Source organism: Alkalihalobacillus deserti (assembly GCF_020734105.1).
Taxonomy (GTDB): Bacteria; Bacillota; Bacilli; order Bacillales; family Bacillaceae_D; genus Halalkalibacter; species Halalkalibacter deserti.
Map to the genome: position 1 here is coordinate 104,001 of NZ_JAJAFR010000005.1, position 20,236 is coordinate 124,236.

A 20,236-nucleotide genomic window follows, 5' to 3' on the forward strand; every position below is an offset into this window, starting at 1 on the left:
TAGATTATACGTGGAAAAAGCGGGAAAGATGGTCAGGATCAAGGATATTCCCAACATAGAACGATCCGAACTCGCCAAAGCGAGCTGAAACTTCATCAAAACGCATTTCATAGACTAACTTCTTAAATTGAAGCACGTCATCAGCAAATAACGTAACGCCCCATTCCCAATCATCAAAGCCAACAGAGCCAGTAATGATCTGTTTTACTTTTCCTGCATAACTGCGACCGATCATGCCATGGCTACGCATCATCGCACGACGATCTTCCATTGAAAGCATGTACCAGTTATCATCTCCATCTCTGCGCTTGTCCATTGGGTAGAAACAAACGTGACTTGCCTTAGGCAATGTTGGGTACAGTCTTGAACGGATATGGGGGTTTTGATAAGGATCTTCATCGCTTTCCCCAGCCATGTAGTTACTTAATTCAACGACTGATACGTAAGAATATGTAGGAATCGTAAATTCAGCAAGACGTGATTTATTGAATGCACTTTCAATATCATTTAGTTCTTCCATTGTCGGACGAAGAATCATCAGCATGAAATCAGCTTTTTGCCCCAGAATCGAATAAAGAGCGTGACTTCCTTTTTCATCTGCCTCTGTTTGATTCCATCGATAGATCATGGAATGAAATTCAGCTAATATCTGTTCACGTTCTTCAGTTGAAATCGTTTTCCATGCAGGCCAATTAATCGTACGGAAATCATGTAAACAATACCAACCATCTAATGTTACTGCAGCTTCACTCATGTTTAAACAACTCCTTTGTTTTCATTCATCGTTCAAACTATACCATAATTGAACGCAGACTAAAAACAAAGACGTTGACATTACCGTGACAAAAACTGTTGTATTGCCCGTTTGTGTTCGGTTGTCTTGCTAGCTTGACGTTGTCCATCGACTTCCATTTGGAGCATCAGTTCTAAGTCATGTTCAAAGCTCACACGGAAATTTTGCTTCATTAAGCCAAATGCCATTTGAGGTATGGTTAAAAGCTGTTGCACGAGTTCATCTAAATGACCAATGTTATTGATCAAATGAATACGATAAGCTTCCTCAGCTGAAATCAGGTTACCTAGAGCAAGTTCATTGGCTTTCCCTAAACCAACAAGACGAGGCAGAAAATAAGAAGCACCAGCATCAGGCACAAGGCCAATTTTTAAAAAACCAAGACCCATTTTCACACCGGGATTCGCTATTCTGTAATCACAAGCTAAAGCAATGCTTAAACCAGCACCAACGGCAATCCCATTTATATGTGCAACAATTGGCTTTTCTATTGAGACAATTAGTCGTATTAACCGATTGTACGTTTCGTCCAAATATCCTCCGTAATCAAATGAATGCAATTCTTCTATTGGTATACTTTTTAAATCGGCACCTGCACAAAAGGCGTTATTAGATCCTCGTAAAACAATAACGCTTACATTTTTGTCGGTCTTTGCCACTTCAAATGCATCATACAAAGCGAAATGTAATTCCTTATTTAAAGCATTTTTAACCTGAGGCCTGTTAAGTGTGATTGTAGCAGTATGATTGTCCACTGCATATAGAATGATGGATTCAGTCATGTTCTTAATCCTCCCTTAAAAATGAATAGTCATTCATTGTTCTTCTTACATAGTATTCAGCACATAAGCGATTATTCCTTTGGTCATCCTAAAGTAAAGGAATGTTATTCTAAACAAACGGGAAAACGGTGCAAGCGCAAACAGAAAGATTCTTTTAAAAATTAACACTTTAGTGAACTTGACAAAGACGGTTTCTTTTTGCAAGCAAGAGGAGTATTCTTGTCATATGATAAAGAGAACGAGGTTTGAGGAGGAAATTATTTGAGTAATCTTTTTAATGAAATCAAAGCTCAGATTGAAAAACATAATCCAACCATCGTGCTTCCAGAAGGAACGGATGAACGAATTTTAGAAGCTGCAGCGAACTTAGCTAAAGATAAAGTTGTCACACCTATTATAATCGGAAATGTAGATGAGGTTCAGGAAAAGGCAATGCGAAATGAGATCGATCTAAGAAACATAACCATTATTGATCCACGCAACTACGATGGAATCGAAGAAATGATTGCATCCTTTGTTGAGCGTCGTAAAGGAAAAGAAACAGAAGAAACAGCACGTGAAAAATTATTGGATGTCAATTATTTTGGAACGATGCTTGTACACATGAATAAAGCCGACGGACTTGTAAGTGGGGCCGCGCATTCAACTGGAGACACTGTTCGCCCAGCTTTGCAAATCATTAAGACGCAACCAGGAATTAAACGGACTTCAGGAGTATTCGTCATGGTTAAGGATGAGCACAAATTTGTTTTTGGTGATTGCGCGATCAACATTGCACCAAACAGCGAAGAGCTAGCGGAAATTGCGATTGCAACAGCTGAAACGGCAAAAGTATTCGGACTTGATCCGAAAGTAGCGATGCTAAGCTTCTCAACAAAAGGCTCCGCCTCATCAATTGAAACGAAAAAGGTGTCAGAAGCAACTAAGCTTGCTCAAGATGCAAGGCCGGACTTAGTCATCGATGGTGAGTTTCAATTTGATGCTGCCTTTGTCCCAGCAGTAGCTAAAAAGAAAGCACCAGATTCACCGCTTCAAGGGGAAGCAAATGTCTTCATCTTCCCAAGTTTAGAATCTGGTAACCTAGGCTATAAGATTGCTCAACGTCTTGGCGGCTATGATGCAATTGGACCAATCCTACAAGGTTTAAACAAACCAGTGAATGATTTATCGCGTGGATGTAACGTAGCTGATGTCTATAAGCTCTCATTGATTACGGCGATGCAATCGATCAATCAGAAGGTAACATTGTAAGCAGTGATTTGAGAATGAGGCTAGTGAAGAAAGTGGTTTTACTTTTTTCACTAGCCTCGCTTTTTATGAAGGTTAATCGAATCAGCTACACTTCCATTAAAGAAAGATCAAAAAGATCCTTTGCCGATAGGTTTAAATCTTCCATAGATGCAGAGAGTTCTTCAGCGGCTGCAGCTTGTTCTTCAGTAAAACTTGCTGAATGCTGAATTTCATTTAATCATTCGTTTATTAAATCTTGAATAATGGAGACTTCTATTTTAATTTTATTAGATGATTGTTGAGATTCATGTGAAAGTCTTCTGATTTCCTTCGCAACAACGGCAAATCCTCTTCCATATTCACCAGCATGAGCAGACTGAATTTCTGCATTTAATCATTAAAGCACCTGATAAAGAATGCATCTTCATTAAACAGGCAACGCACGCTCCTCATTTAGAACAACCAGAGGAATTTTTAAAAGCGATGAGAGCAGTTGTTAGGCGTAACTAACTTTTCTTTAATACTAAACTATTACGACGGTTGTGAACGACGGAGGAATTCCTTGAACGCATGTTAAAGCTTATAAATAGAGAAACAGAGACCAAACCTTGTACGATTTGGTCTCTATTTCCATTTTCTATCCTTAAAGGTTAAATGATCTCAGCGCTTTCTCATTCCGTACTCGAACCCGTTCGTAATTCTCTGAAAATAATACTAGCTCCTGTTCAGAAAACGGCTGTACAGCTAACTGCACGCCTTCGTTTTGCAGGGTCTTTAGTAACAACAACATCACATCAGCAATCGATAAGTTAGCCTCAAGCAATTCATTTAATGAGGCCATTGTTTCTGGCTGTACATCCGGATAAGTGAATTTCGTTGGGCTTTCTTGAACTGCTTTTTCATAAAAGTGTTGAATCAATTTAGCTCGCGCACTCCCGCTCCCTGTAACACAAAGATATATTTGGACAGCAATTCCACCACGAATTCTACGTTGTGAGATGCCGGCAAATTTTCGGCCAACAATACTTAAATCAAAACTTCCTGGGCAATAGGATCCGATAATTTCATATGCTTCGATGTCAACAGGATAAGTGGCAAACATTTTTTTTATCAATGAAAACATTAAATTATAGCCGTCGTCAATCGATAGGCCTTTTTCTTCTTTTATAATCAGGGAGAGATTCAGGACGCCTTCATCTAAAACGACAGCTAAGCCACCGGAATTACGAACTATGGCTCGATATCCGTTTGATTGAAGAAGAGATCGTCCAGCGTCAATACAAGGAAGACGACTGTCTTGAATGCCTAAGACGACCGTTTGATGATGAACCCATGCTCTTATCGTTGGGTTGGCTCTTTGTTGCCCGATAGAGGTGCAGAGTGTATCATCATAAGCAAACGATTGAAGTGCGTCGAATTGTGGTCCAAATGTTGTATGATCAATGAAGCGCCAGTTAGGTGAAATGGTTGGGAGATCGAAATTCTGCATGTTTAAACTCCTATACGTTCAAGTTCTTTTTGTATAATTATAGCATGTCGACTACTTCTTTTTAAATGAAGTTGAAGGTTAGTGTTTTCAGATTATAATTGGTGTATGATCGTTAAATCTTTTAATGAAGGAAGACTAATCTTTGTGTTTGATTCTCATTTGTTCTTCAGTTAGGCTCTGTGATATACTAATGGTTGCTAAAATGAATAATCGAATGAGCAGCATAGATGAATATGATAGTGAAAGGAACAGATAGACATGGCGAATGAATTTCGTATTTGTGATGAATGCCAAGCGACCAATATTAAGAGTCTGGTTCCTAGATTACAAAAAGTTGATTCAGACGCAACAATAGATATACGCTGTCAATCTTATTGTGGTCCAGGAAGAAAAAAGTCGTTTGTGTTTGTAAACAATCGTCCAATTGCAGCACCCGATGAAGATCAGTTGATCGATAAAGTATTAAAAAAGCTTAAGTTATAAATGCCTAGTTGCCGAGCAGCTAGGTTTTTTATATGGAGGGAATTCTACTTCCGCTCTCTTATTCGGTTTCGATCGTAGTCTGGCAGGAGTCAAGTTTTTGAGGTTGATGAGATCATGTCATAAGAAAGTGTTCAAGCCCCTACAGAACGAGTGAAAGAAGTAAGAACTCTTCTTCCCCTCGTTCTCTACGGGTGAAAGAGGGAAAGCCTTGGCGGGGCAAGAAAAACTAAGACCCCTGCCGGAACTTCCGGCTTCGGTCAGAATATAGTTTGGAAAGAGTTTATGTTTTTTCGAATTAGTCTGGCAGGAGTCAAGTTTTTGAGGTTGATGAGATCATGTCATAAGAAAGTGTTCAAGCCCCTACAGAACGAGTGAAAGAAGTAAGAACTCTTCTTCCCCTCGTTCTCTACGGGTGAAAGAGGGTAAGCTTGGCGGGGCAAGAAAAACTAAGACTCCTGCCGGAACTTCCGGCTTCGGTCAGAATATAGTTTGGAAAGAGTTTATGTTTTTTCGAATTAGTCTGGCAGGAGTCAAGTTTTTCTAGTTATAATATAGGTACCTTATAGGAAACGAGAGGAACTTATGGTAAAACCTTATTATGGTCAATTAGAAGAAGAAAAGGTGTTTAAAGATCCTGTCCATCGCTATATTCATGTGCGGGATGAGTTGATTTGGGAATTAATTGGTACGAAGGAATTTCAACGGTTACGTCGTGTGAGACAGCTTGGTACGACGTATGTCACCTTTCATGGGGCTGAGCATTCTCGTTTTAATCATTCACTGGGTGTTTATGAAATTACAAGACGAATTCTTGATGTATTTAAAGGACGCCCCAATTGGGATGAAGATGAAAGACTCGTTGCGTTGTCAGCAGCGCTTTTGCATGATGTGGGCCATGGCCCGTTTTCTCATTCGTTTGAAAAAGTGTTTGATACGGATCACGAAGAGTGGACAAGGGAAATTGTCCTTGGTGATACGGAAATCAATCAAGTTCTCTCCAATGTGAGCCCAACCTTTGCCCAAGCTGTAGCAGATGTCATTGAAAAAACATATGCGAATAAGCTTGTAACTAGTATTATTTCGAGTCAAATTGACGCCGATCGAATGGATTATTTGCAACGTGATGCTTACTATACTGGAGTCAGCTACGGGCATTTTGATATGGAGCGCATACTACGTGTGATGCGGCCGATGGAAGATCAAGTGGCCATTAAACAAAGTGGGATGCATGCAGTTGAGGATTACATTATGAGTCGGTACCAAATGTATTGGCAAGTCTATTTTCACCCAGTCACAAGAAGTGCCGAGGTGATTTTGACAAAGATTTTCAAGCGTGCCAAGGAGTTATATGATCAAGGGTATGCCTTCAAACATAAGCCGAACCACTTCTATTCCTTTTTTGATGGAAAAGGGAGCTTGGATGATTATTTGCGGTTAGATGAGTCGATAACCATGTATTATTTTCAAATGTGGCAAGAAGAAGAGGATCGCATTTTAAGAGATCTTTGTGTAAGATTTCTTAATAGAAAATTGTTTAAATACGTCGAGTTTAATCCGAATTTACAAATGAATGACTGGCTTGTGCTTCAAGATTTATTTCAGAAGGCTGATTTAAATCCAGACTATTATTTAGTCGTGGATTCGTCTTCTGATCTTCCTTATGACTTTTATCGTCCAGGTGAAGAAGAGGAACGTTTGCCGATTCATCTGCTTATGCCAAATGGCAAATTGCGTGAACTATCGCGTGAGTCAGAGGTAGTCGAAGCGATATCGGGTAAAAAGCGGACCGATCATAAACTCTATTTTCCACTCGATTATTTAGAAGATGAGCGTGAGTATAAAGAAGTGAAGAAAAAGATTCGAGACCTATTAAACGTATAAGGGGGAACAGGCATTGCTGAAGGATCATGCAAATGTAATGGCGCTTTTTTTGCAGGCAGGTGAAGTTGTTGGACGGAAAAAATTACAAAAAATTATTTATATTGCCAAAAAAATGAATGTGCCATTTTCTGAGCGATTTAAATTTCATATGTTTGGACCTTATTCGGAGGAACTTAGTTTGCGAATAGAAGAACTATGTAACCTCGGATTTGTCGATGAAATGAAAGAAGACAAAGGAAATTATTATCAGTATCGCTATGGATTAGCGGAAGAAGGCCGGAAATTTCTTGAGTTATATCAATTTAATTTACCAGAAAGCCAAAAATTAATTACTAGTTTAAATGAACAGAGCTCTCGCTTTCTCGAACTTACTTCTACTTTGCTTTATTTCGAAGAGCTTCCTCTTGATGAAGTAAAAGAAAAAGTGTTTACATTAAAGAAGAAATCGAATTACACAGAAGAAGATATCGAACAAGCTTATACGTTTATTAAATCTTTACGTGAACTCGTTCATTGACGGCCAAGCTCTTTTTTCTAAATGCGAAAGAGGAGCTTTTTTTGTTAGAATAGGTAACGTAGGTAGTGTGATTAAAAATTGGTAGTAAAAGTTGTGAAGGTAATGGTCCGATTAGATTCCTAAGAATTTTTAGGTTAAGTCATTTTAAACTAGCATAAAGTAGGGCTTTTTGTGTAGAATCTTAATCAAAGAGAGTTTAGGAAGGGTGTTTGGAATGGACTTGTTAAATAACGATAATTTAAAAAAGAAAAAGACGGGCTTTAACATTCTTAGCAATGACTCAACGGATGGACATGGCGGTTACGGAGCTGGCGTCATGAATTTAGACAATGTCTCACCTGTATTCATTGACCCGACGGAAGGTGAAGCATTTGTTGATATGGGTGCGCTGCATGCTCGTTCTATTGTTGAAAAGAGAATCAAGTTTTTACCTGATAAAGAAAAAGTCCCTAATGGAAAGCTGTATTGGCTTGTATGGGTCACGATTAAAATCAAGGATGGCAAACCCTTTTATGCAGGGGTAGCTGGTTGTGAAATGACAGTAGACATTGAGATTCGCCGCGGCTATAAAAGTTTGCCTGAACACGTAAACAAAATGGATAAATCGTTAAAGGGCCATATCCTCGTTGATGAAATGGATGATACGTCCAAGGCGCTTTTAGCTAAATTCTTAAAGGAACATAATGAACAAATGTGGGAGAATTCAGATAAAACATTGCATGAGGCCTTAGCTGTATAAATTAAATAAGCAGTTATTGAAAATGTAAATACCTAATTTCAATTAACTTTGAACAGTTTTTGAAAACTGAATGCGACTATTGAGGTTTTGCTAAAGAGCGAGTAAACTGAAAGAAGTATAAATGCACAATTTATGCTAGGACACGAAAAAGCGCGAGGGAATTCCCCCTCGTGCTTTTTCAACTTTATAAATGATTCTAGCATCATTATTCTGACTGCTGAGAAAATCGACCTTTTTCTATAGTCTCACATCCAGTCACTTTCTTTTAATGGCCAAACCACTTGAAAAAGCGATCAAGGAATTTTTCTTTTTCATGAGCCTCTTCATCAATGGCTTCCACTTCTTCGCCGTTTGGAGCTGGTTTTGGACATTCCTTTGTAGGCTCCGTTCCCTCAACGAAGTAAGTAACTCGGTGAGTCGGGCAATTTTCTGTTGCGAGTAACCCATTATGTGGGTTCATTTTCACGGCAACGACTCCGTCTGGCTTTTCAAATGGCAAGATTGGTTGCCCTTTTAGAGCGTTCTCAGTGAAATTGGCCCAGATTTTTTTAGCTCTTTGACCGTCCGTTGAATGGGTAAGTGTGATCCCTTCATTAAAACCAACCCATACACTCGTTACAAGTTGTGGGGTATAACCGACCATCCAGCTGTCCGTACTAGTTGACCCGGATTTACCCGCTACCGGGCGATTGATTAGATGAGCAATGGAACGACCTGTTACGGAAGTATGAGCATTTAAATAAGGATCAAACATCCCAGTCATCAAATCAGTTAGGATGAATGCTAGCTTAGGATCTAGGACTTGGGTTAACGTTGGTTTAGATTCATAAACAACCTCACCCTCTGCATCGACAACTTTCTCGATGAAGCGGGGATCGACACGCATACCACCATTTGCAAAGGCACTATACCCCCTTGCCATCTCAAGTACAGTCACAATGTCAGTTCCCAAAGCTAAGGAGGCATGATTGTGTAAAGGACTTTCGACCCCTACACGCTTTGCCAATTCAACCGCCCGATCTGTTCCCAATAAAAGATGTGTTTTCACAGCGTAAATATTATCAGAAAATGCGATTGCCTGTAGAAGCGTAATGAAATCTTCTGCATAATTACCATTGAAATTGCTCGGGGACCACGTGTCGCGACCGTCATCAATGTTAAACGTGGTCGGTTCACTAAGCAATGTTGATGCAGGCGTATAGCCATTTTCTAGTGCTGCATAATACAAATAAGGTTTAAAGGATGAACCTGGACTTCTTCTCGTTTGAACAGCTCGATTTAATGGACTCTCTACATAATTTTTCCCACCAACCAGTGCTTTCACATCACCTGTTCTAGGGTCCATAGCGACCAGTGCTGTTTCCAATTCAGAATCAGGCATTTCTTTTTGAACCCAATACTCTGCTTCTTTTTGCATTTTGGGATCGAGCGTCGTATAAACTTTTAATCCCCCTGCATCAATTAAAGCAGAATCAATTCCAATTTCCTCAATCAGTTGTCGTTCAACGACATCTTGGAAATAAGGGCCAATTGTTGAAGGGTGATCTAAATCATTCTGAACAAAATTTAATGGCTCAAGATGGGCCTCATCCGCTTCTACTTGGTTCAGGACTCCATAAGCAACCATGGATTGTAAGACGATGGCTTGACGCTTCTTTGCTCGTTCAAAATCAAATAAAGGAGAATAATAGCTTGGGCCTTTAGGAATTCCTGAAAGCATGCTTGCTTCAGCTAATGAGAGATTCTTTGCTGATTTACCAAAATAGTGTTGCGCTGCTGCTTCAATCCCGTAAGCGCCATGTCCATAATAAACGGTATTTAAATATCCTTCTAAAATTTGGTCCTTATCATAATTCATTTCAAGTCTAAGTGAATAAAGCAACTCATTCCACTTTCGCTTCCACGTTTTATCATGACTTAAATAGAGATTGCGAGCGTATTGCTGAGTAAGCGTACTCGCCCCTTGGGCTGCCGATCGAGCGCGCAAATTAGCAATAACCGCGCCACCTATTCGGTTGATGTCAAAGCCCCAATGACGATAGAAACGTCTGTCCTCAATCGCAATCGTTGCATCAATGATATTTTGGTTAATTGTCGATAAAGCAACCCAATGGCGGTTTTCTCCTTTGTGATGTTCACCGATAGGAGTATGATCTGCACCATAATAAACGGTTGTTTGCGGTACGTTAAGAGGTGGAGGACCTTGCATTTTCGTATAAGAGAGAAGCGCTACAGCAGCTCCTGTCGCTAACACCAGAAAAATTAATAATAATCGAAAAAATAAACGAACTAAGCGCCTTTTCCGGCGAATTCGTCGGTTAACGACGACTTCCATAAACGTCACCCCGTTCCTAGATTGCATTCTTATCTTTTCATTGTTGGTAAGAAATGCATTTTTTAAACATGAGGAACGAATAGTTGGATAAATTTAACTTGCTTTTTTTTGCCGTTGCTTTATACTTTCATTTGTTAAGATTAGAACAAAAAAATTAGAAGAACCTATAGATAAATGAGTCTAGAAATTGTGAGGTGGCGAATATGGAATTATGGTATACAGAAAAGCAAACAGAACGTTTTGGAATTACAGCTAAAATCAAACAAACGCTTCACACAGAACAAACCGATTTTCAAAAGCTAGATATGATTGAAACAGAAGAATTCGGAAAAATGCTTGTCCTAGATGGAATGGTAATGACAACAGAAATAGATGAATTTGTTTATCATGAAATGGTGGCACATGTCCCACTTTTTACTCACCCTAATCCGAAAAACGTATTAGTCGTTGGTGGCGGAGACGGAGGAGTCATCCGTGAAGTGCTTAAGCACCCATCGGTTGAAAAAGCAACATTAGTCGAAATCGATGGAAAAGTGATCGAGTATTCGAAAAAATATTTACCTACGATTGCAGGTGCGCTAGATGATGCAAGAGTCGATGTTCAAGTCGATGATGGCTTTATGCACATTGCCAAATCAGAAAATGAGTATGACGTGATCATGGTTGACTCTACAGAACCAGTCGGACCCGCTGTTAAGTTATTTGAAAAAGGCTTTTATGAAGGGATTTCAAGAGCTCTAAAAGAAGATGGTATATTTGTTGCCCAAACGGACAATCCTTGGTTTCAAAAAAAATTGATTAGCAAAGTATACAGCGATGTAAAAGAAATTTTCCCGCTAACAAGATTGTACACAGCTAATATTCCCACGTATCCAAGTGGCCTTTGGACATTCACAATAGGCTCAAAAAAGCATGACCCATTAGAAGTGGAAGAAAGTCGTTTCCATGAAATCGAAACGAAATACTATACAAAAGAACTTCATAAAGCATGCTTCGCCTTGCCGAAATTTGTTGCAGATCTATTGAAATAATGACAGCATGAAGATGAGCACCGCAATAGGTTGCTCGTCTTTTTTTCGCTAACTCTAAGATAAAGAGGTATAACGTCATTTTAGGTAAAGGAAATACCCTATTTTTCAAGATAAATACAGCACGAACAAGAAATGCGATGTAGTCATCTTGCAACTCACCATCAAACTCGCTAAACTTGTTGAATAGAGAGGTGTGCGAGCCGCATGAAAAATACGATAAAACGATCTGTAAAGCTGCGATTTCAAACCAAAATCAACCATGATGATCATACAGATTCCTATGAGTTTACAACACGTGGTGAATTGTTTCATAAAGGGAATCAAGATTATTTACGGTTTGAAGAGAATTTATCTGATGAAAACCCGGTACATACAACAATGAAATGGGATGGTCGAGAGTTGATGCTTATTCGGCAAGGATCGATCCTCATGCGACAAGGGTTTATTGTTGGCGAGGAAACGCTCGGCCGTTATGTAACATCAGATGCATCATGGGAAACAAAAGCCTTAACAGATAAATTATTGGTGCAATGGCCGTCTGGGAAAAATCGTGGACGAATCAAACTAATCTATAAATTCATGTTACAGGGACAGGAAACGGGGACGCACGAAGTCCGCTTGACCTTAGAGGAGGATACAACAAAATGAACAGTGTAGAACAAATAAAGCAGCAATTGAAAGACGAAATCATTGCGGCTATCAAGCAAGCCGGTCTAGCTACTGAAGCAGATATTCCAGAAGTGATTCTAGAAACGCCGAAAGATAAAGCGCATGGTGATTATGCGACGAATATGGCCATGCAACTAGCGCGTATCGCTAAAAAAGCCCCGAGAATGATTGCAGAGGAACTGGTGGCAAACTTAAATAACGAGCGTGCATCGGTTGAAAAAGTGGAAATTGCTGGCCCTGGTTTTATTAACTTTTTCATGGACAACAGTTATTTACGAGAAGTGATTCCAGCAGTCTTACAAGCAGGGGATACATACGGTCAAACAAACGTTGGAGGGGGCAAACGAATTCAAGTCGAGTTTGTCTCAGCGAACCCAACTGGAACGCTTCATTTAGGCCATGCACGTGGGGCAGCTGTTGGTGACGCGTTGTGTAACATTCTGGCTAAAGCGGGTTATAATGTTGAACGCGAATATTACATTAATGACGCTGGTAATCAGATTAACAATCTTATCTTCTCATTAGAAGCACGTTATTTTCAAGCGCTTGGACTAGATAAATCAATGCCTGAAGATGGCTATCACGGTCAAGATATTATCGGGTTTGGACAAGCATTAGCAGAAGAATACGGCGACAAATATGTTCATCTACCAGAAGAAGAGCGTCATGCGTTTTTACGTCAATATGGACTAGATAAAGAGCTTGAAAAAATCAAAGTTGATTTAAAAGAATATCGTGTTGATTTTGACAACTGGTTTTCTGAGACCTCTTTGTATGAGTCTAATAAAGTAACAGAAACGCTGAAGGTTTTAAATGAAAAAGGTGAAACCTATGAAGAGGAGGGAGCAACTTGGTTCCGATCGACGACGTATGGAGATGATAAAGATCGTGTTCTTATTAAGAATGACGGAAGCTTTACGTATTTAACTCCAGATATTGCCTACCACCAAGATAAGATGAACCGTGGGTTTGACAAGTTAATTAACATTTGGGGTGCCGACCACCATGGTTACATCGCGCGGATGAGAGCAGCGATTCAGGCACTTGGTTATGCTCCTGAACAACTTGACGTGCAAATCATTCAAATGGTTAGCCTGTTCCAAGGCGGCGAAAAAGTGAAAATGAGTAAGCGTACCGGGAAAGCTGTGACGCTTCGTGACTTAATGGAGGAAGTCGGAATCGATGCAACGCGTTATTTCTTTGCGATGCGCAGCACAGACTCTCAACTTGATTTTGATATGGACTTGGCTGTTTCTAAATCAAACGAAAACCCAGTTTACTATGTACAGTATGCGCATGCCCGTGTGTGTAGCATGCTTCGCCAAGGAGAAGAACAAGGCATGACTTTTGATCAGTCAACGGACTTATCTGCTCTTTCTTCTGAAAAAGCTTATGATTTGTTAAAAGCAATCGGAGACTTCCCAGAAGTCGTAGCCGAAGCAGCAGAAAAACAAATGCCACACCGGATTACAAACTATGTTCATGACTTAGCATCGACTTTGCACAGCTTCTACAATGCAGAACGTGTCATTGATCCAGAACAAAAAGAAGCATCAAATGCCCGCCTAGCATTAATGAAAGCGACTCAACTAACGATCAAGAACGCTCTCGCTTTAGTCGGCGTCGAAGCACCAGAGAAAATGTAGAACAGTTAGAGGAAAAAGGCTGTACTTTACCTTTTTTCCTCTAACTCAAAGTAATGAGCGAAATCGTTGCTAGCTCTTAAGCCTTTTCTGAGCAGGCATTTTAGCGAAGCGCACATTGAACGAGCGTTTGCAACAAGCTTAATCTGATCATGTTTTTTTTCTGTGATACAGCTGAATTTTGCCATTAAACTTTTTTCGTGGTTAAAATTAGGATTTCGCTGTTATATTTAAAAGTGGGCTGATATATTTGGGATTTCGCTGATAAAATAGCATTTTCGCAGATGTTTTAAGAATTTACAACAACAAGGCGGCAGTTTGCAGCCTTTTTTGAATAACAATTATATGAAGTAGAGAATTCGTTTAATGCGTATCAGTAGCAAATAGGCTTGCTGATATGAATAAAATAACTAATCACATTGTGAGTAACACAGAAGAATAGAAGGTAATCCTTGAAGTTGGTCTTAAAATTCGTCTTTTGACGTATCCTAAGACTGATTCTCTTTGGGTTACCTTTTTTACATGAGGGGGAAAAACATGACGATTGTGCTATGGATTTTGATTATTGCTTTTTTTATATTGAGCTTTGTTGGCTTAATTTTTCCAATTATTCCTTCTGTTGCTGCGCTATGGGGCGGCTTTCTACTATATGTTTTCTTGATTGATGCAGGGGAGCTTTCGGTTTGGTTTTGGATTGGAACGGGGTTATTAACGCTTTTAATTCTTGGCTCAGATCTCATTGCGAGTCAATTTTTCGTTAAAAAGTACAAAGGGTCTAAGTGGGGCGAGAGAATGGCAGCAATTGGTGTTATCCTAGGTTCTTTCATTTATCCTCCCATTGGGTTAATTGTCGTGCCATTCATTTTAGTGTTCGTGGCGGAGATGATTGCAAGCAAGAATGCGAATCATGCCGTGAAAGTAGCAATTGCTTCACTTTTTGCCTTTTTGAGCAGTACGTTTGCAAAATTTATTATTCAGCTTGTAATGATTAGTTGGTTTTTCATCGAAGTTATCTGGTAAGTTCGGATAAAAAATGATTTTTCACACATAGTAAGAAATGAAAGAAGGGATAATGATGCAAGAGGTTTTTCTCGCGCTGATTGCAGGCCTTGTCGTTGGTTTTTTCTTTGCGCTAATTAAACTGCCAATTCCAGCACCACCCGCATTAGCAGGAGTTATGGGGATTGTAGGTGTTTATTTAGGCTATAAATTGTTTCATTGGTTATTGCCATTTATTCAATCGTAAGAGGAGGGACGTTGAGGTTGCCTTACTTAAAAAAACCAAACCTTCACTTGTATTACGAAGTGCATGGCGAAGGAACACCGATTGTTTTTATCCATCCACCTGTTATGGGCTCTGAGACGTATCGCTATCAAAAAAAGTTAGCAGAACAGTATCAGTTGATTTACATCGATTTAATCGATAGTGGAAGAAGTTCAAAGAAAACGCAAGAAACGACTGTTACAGATCAAGCAAAGATGATTCATGCGCTCATAAGTAAATTGAACTTACCTCCTGTTATTGTTTGCGGGTATTCCAATGGAGGTTCAATTGCGCAAGAATTCGCACTGCTCTATCCTGAGCAAGTAAAGGGAATCATACTAATTGGTGGGTTTCCAGAAGTCTCGACGACTTTACTTGGTGCAGAGTTTGAGCTTGGGATTTGGGCTGCAAAAAATAAGTTGCTTAATCTTTTATCCTTTGGGTTATCAGCAGCACATTTCAGGTCAAAACATCACCAAAGAGAAATGGCTCATTTTATTAAGCAATCAGATGGACCGACTCTTCAAAAGATTTATGAAGAGGGTAAGCGATATGTCTCAACCGATCGACTCAATCAAATAACGGCTCCTGTTCTGTTAATTTATGGGAAGCAAGATTTAGTGGGTCGTCCGTATATCAAGAAGTTTTACAAAAAACTAAAAGATCTAGATGTCGCTTTAGTAAGTGGAGTTGCTCATCAAGTACCAACAAGAAGACCGGAACAATGTAATGCTATTATTGATAGTTGGATCAAGCGTAAGAAGTTAGGATGAATGGAAAAGCCTTGTGATGGAATACAAGGCTTTTTTTAGGTTGGGGAAATAATTTACCATCACTAATTAATAGGAACCTGATTATCATGAAGGGATCTAGAAGGGCTTTTTCACTATCAAGGAAGTGTTGAGGCGCAGATTCGTGTAGATTCGAATTTCCGGTAGTTAAGAGAAGGAATAAAGCCCAAATTCGCGCAGATTCGAATATTTGGTAGTTAGAGAGTCGGAATGAAGCCCAAATTCGTGTAGATTTGAATATTTGGTAGTTAAAAAGTCGGAATAAAGCCCAAATTCGCATAAATACAAACCTTAGGGCCTTCATAGCCACGTATTTAGGCCCTCCCTGGTTTTTATTAAATATACAACGATCTATTCTACCTCGATTAACATATTAACCTTTGTCACTATACGAGCTAAAATTCAGATGAGCATATAATTTCATGGTCTAAAGTGTAATAAACGCAAGTATAAAAACCTGTGATTTTACACCTGATTTCCTAAGTTGCTTTGATTTTCTTTTGCAATAAAATCTAGGTCTTCTTCTATAAGAGCTTGTTCAAAAAGGGAAAACCGCTCCTTTTGAACCTTTAATATCCTCTCTTTCTAATGCGGCGTTGCAATGGCTTCACTCACTGCGCGTCTATCCGAGAAAACCACTCGGATCGACTTAAAACATGGCAGTGGCTTCGCTCATTGCTTCGAGCTTATTCAAAAAGGGAAAACCGCCCTTTTTGAACCTTTAATATCCTCTCTTCTAATGCGGCGTTGCAATGGCTTCACTCACTGCGCGTCTATCTGAGAAAACCACTCGGATCGACTTAAAACATGGCAGTGGCTTCGCTCATTGCTTCGAGCTTGTTCAAAAAGGGAAAACCGCCCTTTTTGAACAAGCTCTATAACAATCCAGATACTAACTTTGCGACTTTTTCTTTTCCTTTTTGAAAAAGAGATCTGCTGCGAAAGGCTTCAATGGTCAGACGTTCAGATCTTGAGATATCATATTCTAATTCAGTGAGAACCCCGCGAATAAACGTTTCATCATAAATAAGACAATTGATTTCGTGATTAATGTGAAAGCTTCTTTGATCAATGTTTGCTGTTCCGATGTCACAAACTTGAAGGTCAACGGTGACGACCTTTGCATGGAAAAAGCCGCGGTAGTATTGGTAGACATTTATACCAGCAAGTAATAACGGTTCAAAATAGGGGAAAGCAGCTTCCTTTACAATGGAATGATCTGCTTTTTTAGGGATGATGAGTGTAACGTCAACCCCTCTTTTGGCAGCAGCGATCAACTCATTTTGAAACTCTTTACCTGGAATGTAATAAGGAGTTCCGATAATTAATTTCTCTTTTGCTTGTTTAACAAGGCTGATAAACGTTTCTTCCAAGTACGTTCCATCAGTTGGCAAAATACGCAGTGGTACCTGGCCTTGCTTTAATGAAGGATAATGCGACTCTTTCACCATGTGTTTTTGTCTAGCGGTTTGCCAGTCCTGGAGGAATTGTTCTTGTAAATCTTGAACCCCATCGCCATCTAAACGTAGATGAAAATCTCTCCAAGCCCCAAAATTAGGATCACGCCCTAGATATTCATCGCCGATATTAAACCCACCGATGTAACCGACTCGCCCGTCAACGATTACAATTTTACGGTGGTTTCTTCGATTAAACGTAAAAAAGATATAGGGAAAAGAAGGGGGATGTGAATAAGCAAACTTAATGCCAGCTTGTTTTAATTTTTTTCGGTTTTTTCTAGAAATTTTACAACCGAATTTATCTACAAGTAATCGAACAGCTACACCTTCCTTTGCTTTATCTTCAAGTATCTTCAACAATTTTTTACTAATGTGATCATTTTTAATTATATAAAAAAGCAGGTGAATATGACCCGTTGCTTGTTGGATATCTGCAAATAAACGCTTATAAAAATCATCACCAGTAGGAAGAAAGTCTACTTCACTATACCGAGTTTCTTGAATATGTCTTGTTGCTTCTTTTCTCTGTTGTCGTAGTCCTAATTTAAAATCGATCCGAAGCCATATAAGAATAGCGATAACAATTAAGAGAGTAATAATCCATCCATTCATAGCATAACCTTCTTTCTATAAGCTATTGGTTAGTTTGTTTTTGGACAAGTCAGATGTAAATTAAGCTACAATGAGCGGAGTCGCTGTGACTTAGGATTCGAGTCGAAATAAGTTGCAGAAAACCTATTTTTTATAGCATGTACCAACAAAGAAGAGAACATGAAAAAAATATTTTCAAATATGTGAATGACCATTCATTCTAAGGTATGCTATAATGATTATAATTTGAAAAATGTCAACCCAAAGCAAGCTAGAAACTTGTGAATAAGAAAGGGGTCGTAATTATGGAAGCGTTAACATGGATAAACTGGCTAATGTTCTTATTAGTCACAGGTTATGCAGTGTATTTATTTATTACTTTACTGAAAACGAGATATGAGTACATTAAGCTTGGGAAAAAAGCAGAATTTGATCAGACAATGAAAGAGCGCCTTAACGCAATTTGGGTGAACGTCTTTGCTCAAAAGAAATTAATGAAAGATAAAAAAAGCGGCATCATCCATATGATGTTTTTCTACGGATTTTTAATGGTTCAACTAGGAGCGATTGACTTAATTTGGAAAGGGTTAGCAATTGGGTCACATTTACCATTTGGACCTGTTTATCCAATCTTTACGCTATTCCAAGAGTTTGTCGTCATTATGATTTTGATTGCCGTTGTTTGGGCTTTTCATCGTCGGTATATCGAAAAATTAGTTCGTCTTAAACGCGGTTGGAAGTCGGGTCTTGTCCTTGTTTTTATTGGTGGACTTATGACGTCAAAACTGTTGGCAAAAGGAATGGAGATCATCTGGTTAGATAAATCACTTAGTGGGTTTGAACCGGTTGCCTCGGGTATTGCCGCTGTGTTTAGCTTTGTCTCACCAGCTATTGCAGGAGGATTGTTCTTTGTTTTTTGGTGGATGCATTTATTGTTCCTACTTACATTCCTTGTCTATGTTCCACAGTCGAAGCATGCCCACTTAATTGTTGGTCCAGTGAACGTATTCCTTGGTCGAACACATAAGGTAGGCCAATTATCTTCTATTAATTTTGAAGATGAAAGCCAAGAGGTATTTGGTGTTAATAAAATTGAAGACTTTAACCAAAAGCAATTAATCGACTTATATGCCTGTGTTGAATGCGGACGCTGCACGAATATGTGTCCAGCAACGGGAACGGGAAAAATGTTGTCACCAATGGATTTAATTGTAAAGATGCGAGATCACTTAACGGAAAAAGGAGCTGCAGTTACGTCAAAATCACCATGGTTACCAGCGTTTGCTTTTTCAAATACAAAAGCAAATCAACTGGCTATGCAAGGAGTTGGTGGCCAGGAAGCGGCAGCTGGTTATGACGTGAGCTTAATTGGCGACGTCATTACCGAAGAAGAAATTTGGGCTTGTACAACGTGTCGGAATTGTGAGGACCAATGTCCAGTTATGAACGAACATGTTGATAAAATTATTGATATGCGTCGGTACCTTGTTTTAACAGAAGGGAAAATGGATGCGGATGCCAAGCGTGCCATGACCAATATTGAGCGTCAAGGTAACCCTTGGGGGATCAACCGTAAAGAGCGTGAGAACTGGCGCGAGGGTCGTGATGATATTCACGTTCCAACTGTAAAGGAAGTAGAGAAAGCTGGAGAAGAATTTGAATACCTTTTCTTCGCCGGATCAATGGGCTCCTATGATAAGAGAAGTCAGAAAATTGCACAATCATTTGCGAAAGTAATGAACGAAGCAGGCGTGACTTTCGCGATCATCGGAAATAAAGAAAAGAACTCGGGGGACACGCCAAGACGTCTTGGGAATGAATTTTTATTCCAAGAGCTTGCAACGGCGAATATTGAATTATTCCAAAAACATAATGTCAAAAAGATCGTCACGATCGACCCACATGCTTACAATACGTTTAAAAATGAGTATCCTGAGTTTGGCCTTGAAGGAGTCGAGGTATATCACCATACAGAACTACTTGCTAAGCTCCTTGAGGAAGGAAGAATTAAACCAAAGTATGAGGTAAATGAAACCATTGTCTATCATGATTCTTGTTACCTTGGCCGCTACAATGAAGTATACGAACCACCACGTGACATTTTAAAAGCAATTCCAGGTGTGGAAATTGTCGAGATGGAGCGCAACAAAGAAAAAGGAATGTGCTGTGGTGCCGGTGGCGGGATGATGTGGATGGAAGAAGATAAAGGACAGCGAGTCAATGTTGCTCGTACCGAACAGGCACTTGAGGTGAAACCAACTGTCATCGGCAGTGGTTGTCCGTATTGTTTAACGATGCTAAGTGATGGGACGAAGGCAAAAGAAGTAGAAGAAGCTGTACAAACGCTTGATTTAGTTGAAATCTTAGAAAAATCTTTAATAAAGCAGGAAAATGAACTAGTTCACTAGAATAAAATAGAAAAGGCTTTCATAGGATGATATCAAGCCCACTTCTATCGAAGAAGCAGGGCTTGATGTTCATCACAATTCCGAACGAGCGTTCAGTCAGAGGGCGTACGATCTAAATATAGAGAGGCAG

18 protein-coding genes are annotated in these 20,236 nt (G+C 39.4%); 12 read left to right on the top strand and 6 right to left on the bottom strand.

Translation table 11 applies throughout. The annotated features are described in order from the left end of the window. Nucleotides 1–4: 4 nt before the first annotated feature. A complete protein-coding gene (gene hemQ / locus LDX58_RS11475; protein WP_227936977.1) occupies nucleotides 5–754 on the bottom strand; it encodes a hydrogen peroxide-dependent heme synthase in 750 nt (249 codons plus the stop codon). An 80-nt stretch (nucleotides 755–834) separates the two neighbouring features. Beyond that, nucleotides 835–1,575, bottom strand: a complete 741-nt coding sequence (locus LDX58_RS11480) for an enoyl-CoA hydratase/isomerase family protein (RefSeq protein ID WP_227936978.1) — start codon at nucleotides 1,573–1,575, stop codon at nucleotides 835–837. Between the two features lie 261 nt (nucleotides 1,576–1,836). On the opposite strand from LDX58_RS11480, the gene pta reads away from it, so the two are divergent. Next, nucleotides 1,837–2,826: a phosphate acetyltransferase gene (pta, locus tag LDX58_RS11485; RefSeq protein WP_227936979.1), complete on the top strand. Its 990-nt coding sequence runs from the start codon at nucleotides 1,837–1,839 to the stop codon at nucleotides 2,824–2,826. A 217-nt stretch (nucleotides 2,827–3,043) separates the two neighbouring features. Here pta and LDX58_RS11490 read toward each other — a convergent pair whose 3' ends face one another. Continuing rightward, the gene (locus tag LDX58_RS11490; protein ID WP_227937199.1) at nucleotides 3,044–3,187 is read right to left on the bottom strand and encodes a methyl-accepting chemotaxis protein; all 144 of its coding nucleotides are present in this window, start codon (nucleotides 3,185–3,187) and stop codon (nucleotides 3,044–3,046) included. Between the two features lie 261 nt (nucleotides 3,188–3,448). Next, a complete protein-coding gene (lipL, locus tag LDX58_RS11495) occupies nucleotides 3,449–4,294 on the bottom strand; it encodes an octanoyl-[GcvH]:protein N-octanoyltransferase (RefSeq protein WP_227936980.1) in 846 nt (281 codons plus the stop codon). Between the two features lie 258 nt (nucleotides 4,295–4,552). Here lipL and LDX58_RS11500 point away from each other — a divergent pair, with 258 nt between their 5' ends. The 4 genes from LDX58_RS11500 (at nucleotide 4,553) to LDX58_RS11515 (ending at nucleotide 7,914) form a co-directional block, all read left to right on the top strand. Beyond that, nucleotides 4,553–4,777 carry a YuzB family protein gene (locus tag LDX58_RS11500; RefSeq protein ID WP_227936981.1) on the top strand — a complete coding sequence of 75 codons (225 nt, stop codon included), beginning with the start codon at nucleotides 4,553–4,555 and terminating at the stop codon, nucleotides 4,775–4,777. A gap of 582 nt (nucleotides 4,778–5,359) precedes the next feature. Beyond that, nucleotides 5,360–6,658 carry an HD domain-containing protein gene (locus LDX58_RS11505; protein WP_227936982.1) on the top strand — a complete coding sequence of 433 codons (1,299 nt, stop codon included), beginning with the start codon at nucleotides 5,360–5,362 and terminating at the stop codon, nucleotides 6,656–6,658. 13 nt (nucleotides 6,659–6,671) lie between these two features. Next, entirely contained in the window at nucleotides 6,672–7,175 is a 504-nt protein-coding gene (locus LDX58_RS11510; protein ID WP_227936983.1) for a YwgA family protein, read from the top strand. A 214-nt stretch (nucleotides 7,176–7,389) separates the two neighbouring features. After that, entirely contained in the window at nucleotides 7,390–7,914 is a 525-nt protein-coding gene (locus tag LDX58_RS11515; protein WP_227936984.1) for a YwhD family protein, read from the top strand. A 265-nt stretch (nucleotides 7,915–8,179) separates the two neighbouring features. On the opposite strand, the gene LDX58_RS11520 is transcribed toward LDX58_RS11515, so the two are convergent. After that, nucleotides 8,180–10,249 carry a transglycosylase domain-containing protein gene (locus LDX58_RS11520; protein WP_227936985.1) on the bottom strand — a complete coding sequence of 690 codons (2,070 nt, stop codon included), beginning with the start codon at nucleotides 10,247–10,249 and terminating at the stop codon, nucleotides 8,180–8,182. A gap of 203 nt (nucleotides 10,250–10,452) precedes the next feature. Here LDX58_RS11520 and speE point away from each other — a divergent pair, with 203 nt between their 5' ends. The 6 genes from speE to LDX58_RS11550 all read left to right on the top strand — a co-directional run bounded on the left by speE (nucleotide 10,453) and on the right by LDX58_RS11550 (nucleotide 15,629). Next, nucleotides 10,453–11,280: a polyamine aminopropyltransferase gene (speE, locus tag LDX58_RS11525; protein ID WP_227936986.1), complete on the top strand. Its 828-nt coding sequence runs from the start codon at nucleotides 10,453–10,455 to the stop codon at nucleotides 11,278–11,280. Between the two features lie 204 nt (nucleotides 11,281–11,484). Continuing rightward, on the top strand, nucleotides 11,485–11,928 hold the full coding sequence (locus LDX58_RS11530; RefSeq protein ID WP_227936987.1) for a YwiB family protein: 444 nt from the start codon (nucleotides 11,485–11,487) through the stop codon (nucleotides 11,926–11,928). Continuing rightward, complete coding sequence (gene argS / locus LDX58_RS11535) at nucleotides 11,925–13,595, top strand: arginine--tRNA ligase (protein WP_227936988.1); 1,671 nt, start codon at nucleotides 11,925–11,927, stop codon at nucleotides 13,593–13,595. Before LDX58_RS11530 ends, argS begins: the two co-directional genes overlap by 4 nt. A 534-nt stretch (nucleotides 13,596–14,129) precedes the next feature. Next, a complete protein-coding gene (locus LDX58_RS11540) occupies nucleotides 14,130–14,612 on the top strand; it encodes a DUF456 domain-containing protein (RefSeq protein WP_227936989.1) in 483 nt (160 codons plus the stop codon). A gap of 55 nt (nucleotides 14,613–14,667) precedes the next feature. After that, complete coding sequence (locus tag LDX58_RS11545) at nucleotides 14,668–14,838, top strand: XapX domain-containing protein (RefSeq protein ID WP_227936990.1); 171 nt, start codon at nucleotides 14,668–14,670, stop codon at nucleotides 14,836–14,838. Nucleotides 14,839–14,855: 17 nt separating this feature from the next. Then, entirely contained in the window at nucleotides 14,856–15,629 is a 774-nt protein-coding gene (locus tag LDX58_RS11550; protein WP_227936991.1) for an alpha/beta fold hydrolase, read from the top strand. Nucleotides 15,630–16,522: 893 nt separating this feature from the next. On the opposite strand, the gene cls is transcribed toward LDX58_RS11550, so the two are convergent. Beyond that, complete coding sequence (cls, locus tag LDX58_RS11555; protein WP_227936992.1) at nucleotides 16,523–17,719, bottom strand: cardiolipin synthase; 1,197 nt, start codon at nucleotides 17,717–17,719, stop codon at nucleotides 16,523–16,525. Nucleotides 17,720–18,003: 284 nt separating this feature from the next. On the opposite strand from cls, the gene LDX58_RS11560 reads away from it, so the two are divergent. Then, the gene (locus LDX58_RS11560; RefSeq protein WP_227936993.1) at nucleotides 18,004–20,106 is read left to right on the top strand and encodes a (Fe-S)-binding protein; all 2,103 of its coding nucleotides are present in this window, start codon (nucleotides 18,004–18,006) and stop codon (nucleotides 20,104–20,106) included. The last annotated feature ends 130 nt before the right edge of the window (nucleotides 20,107–20,236 follow it).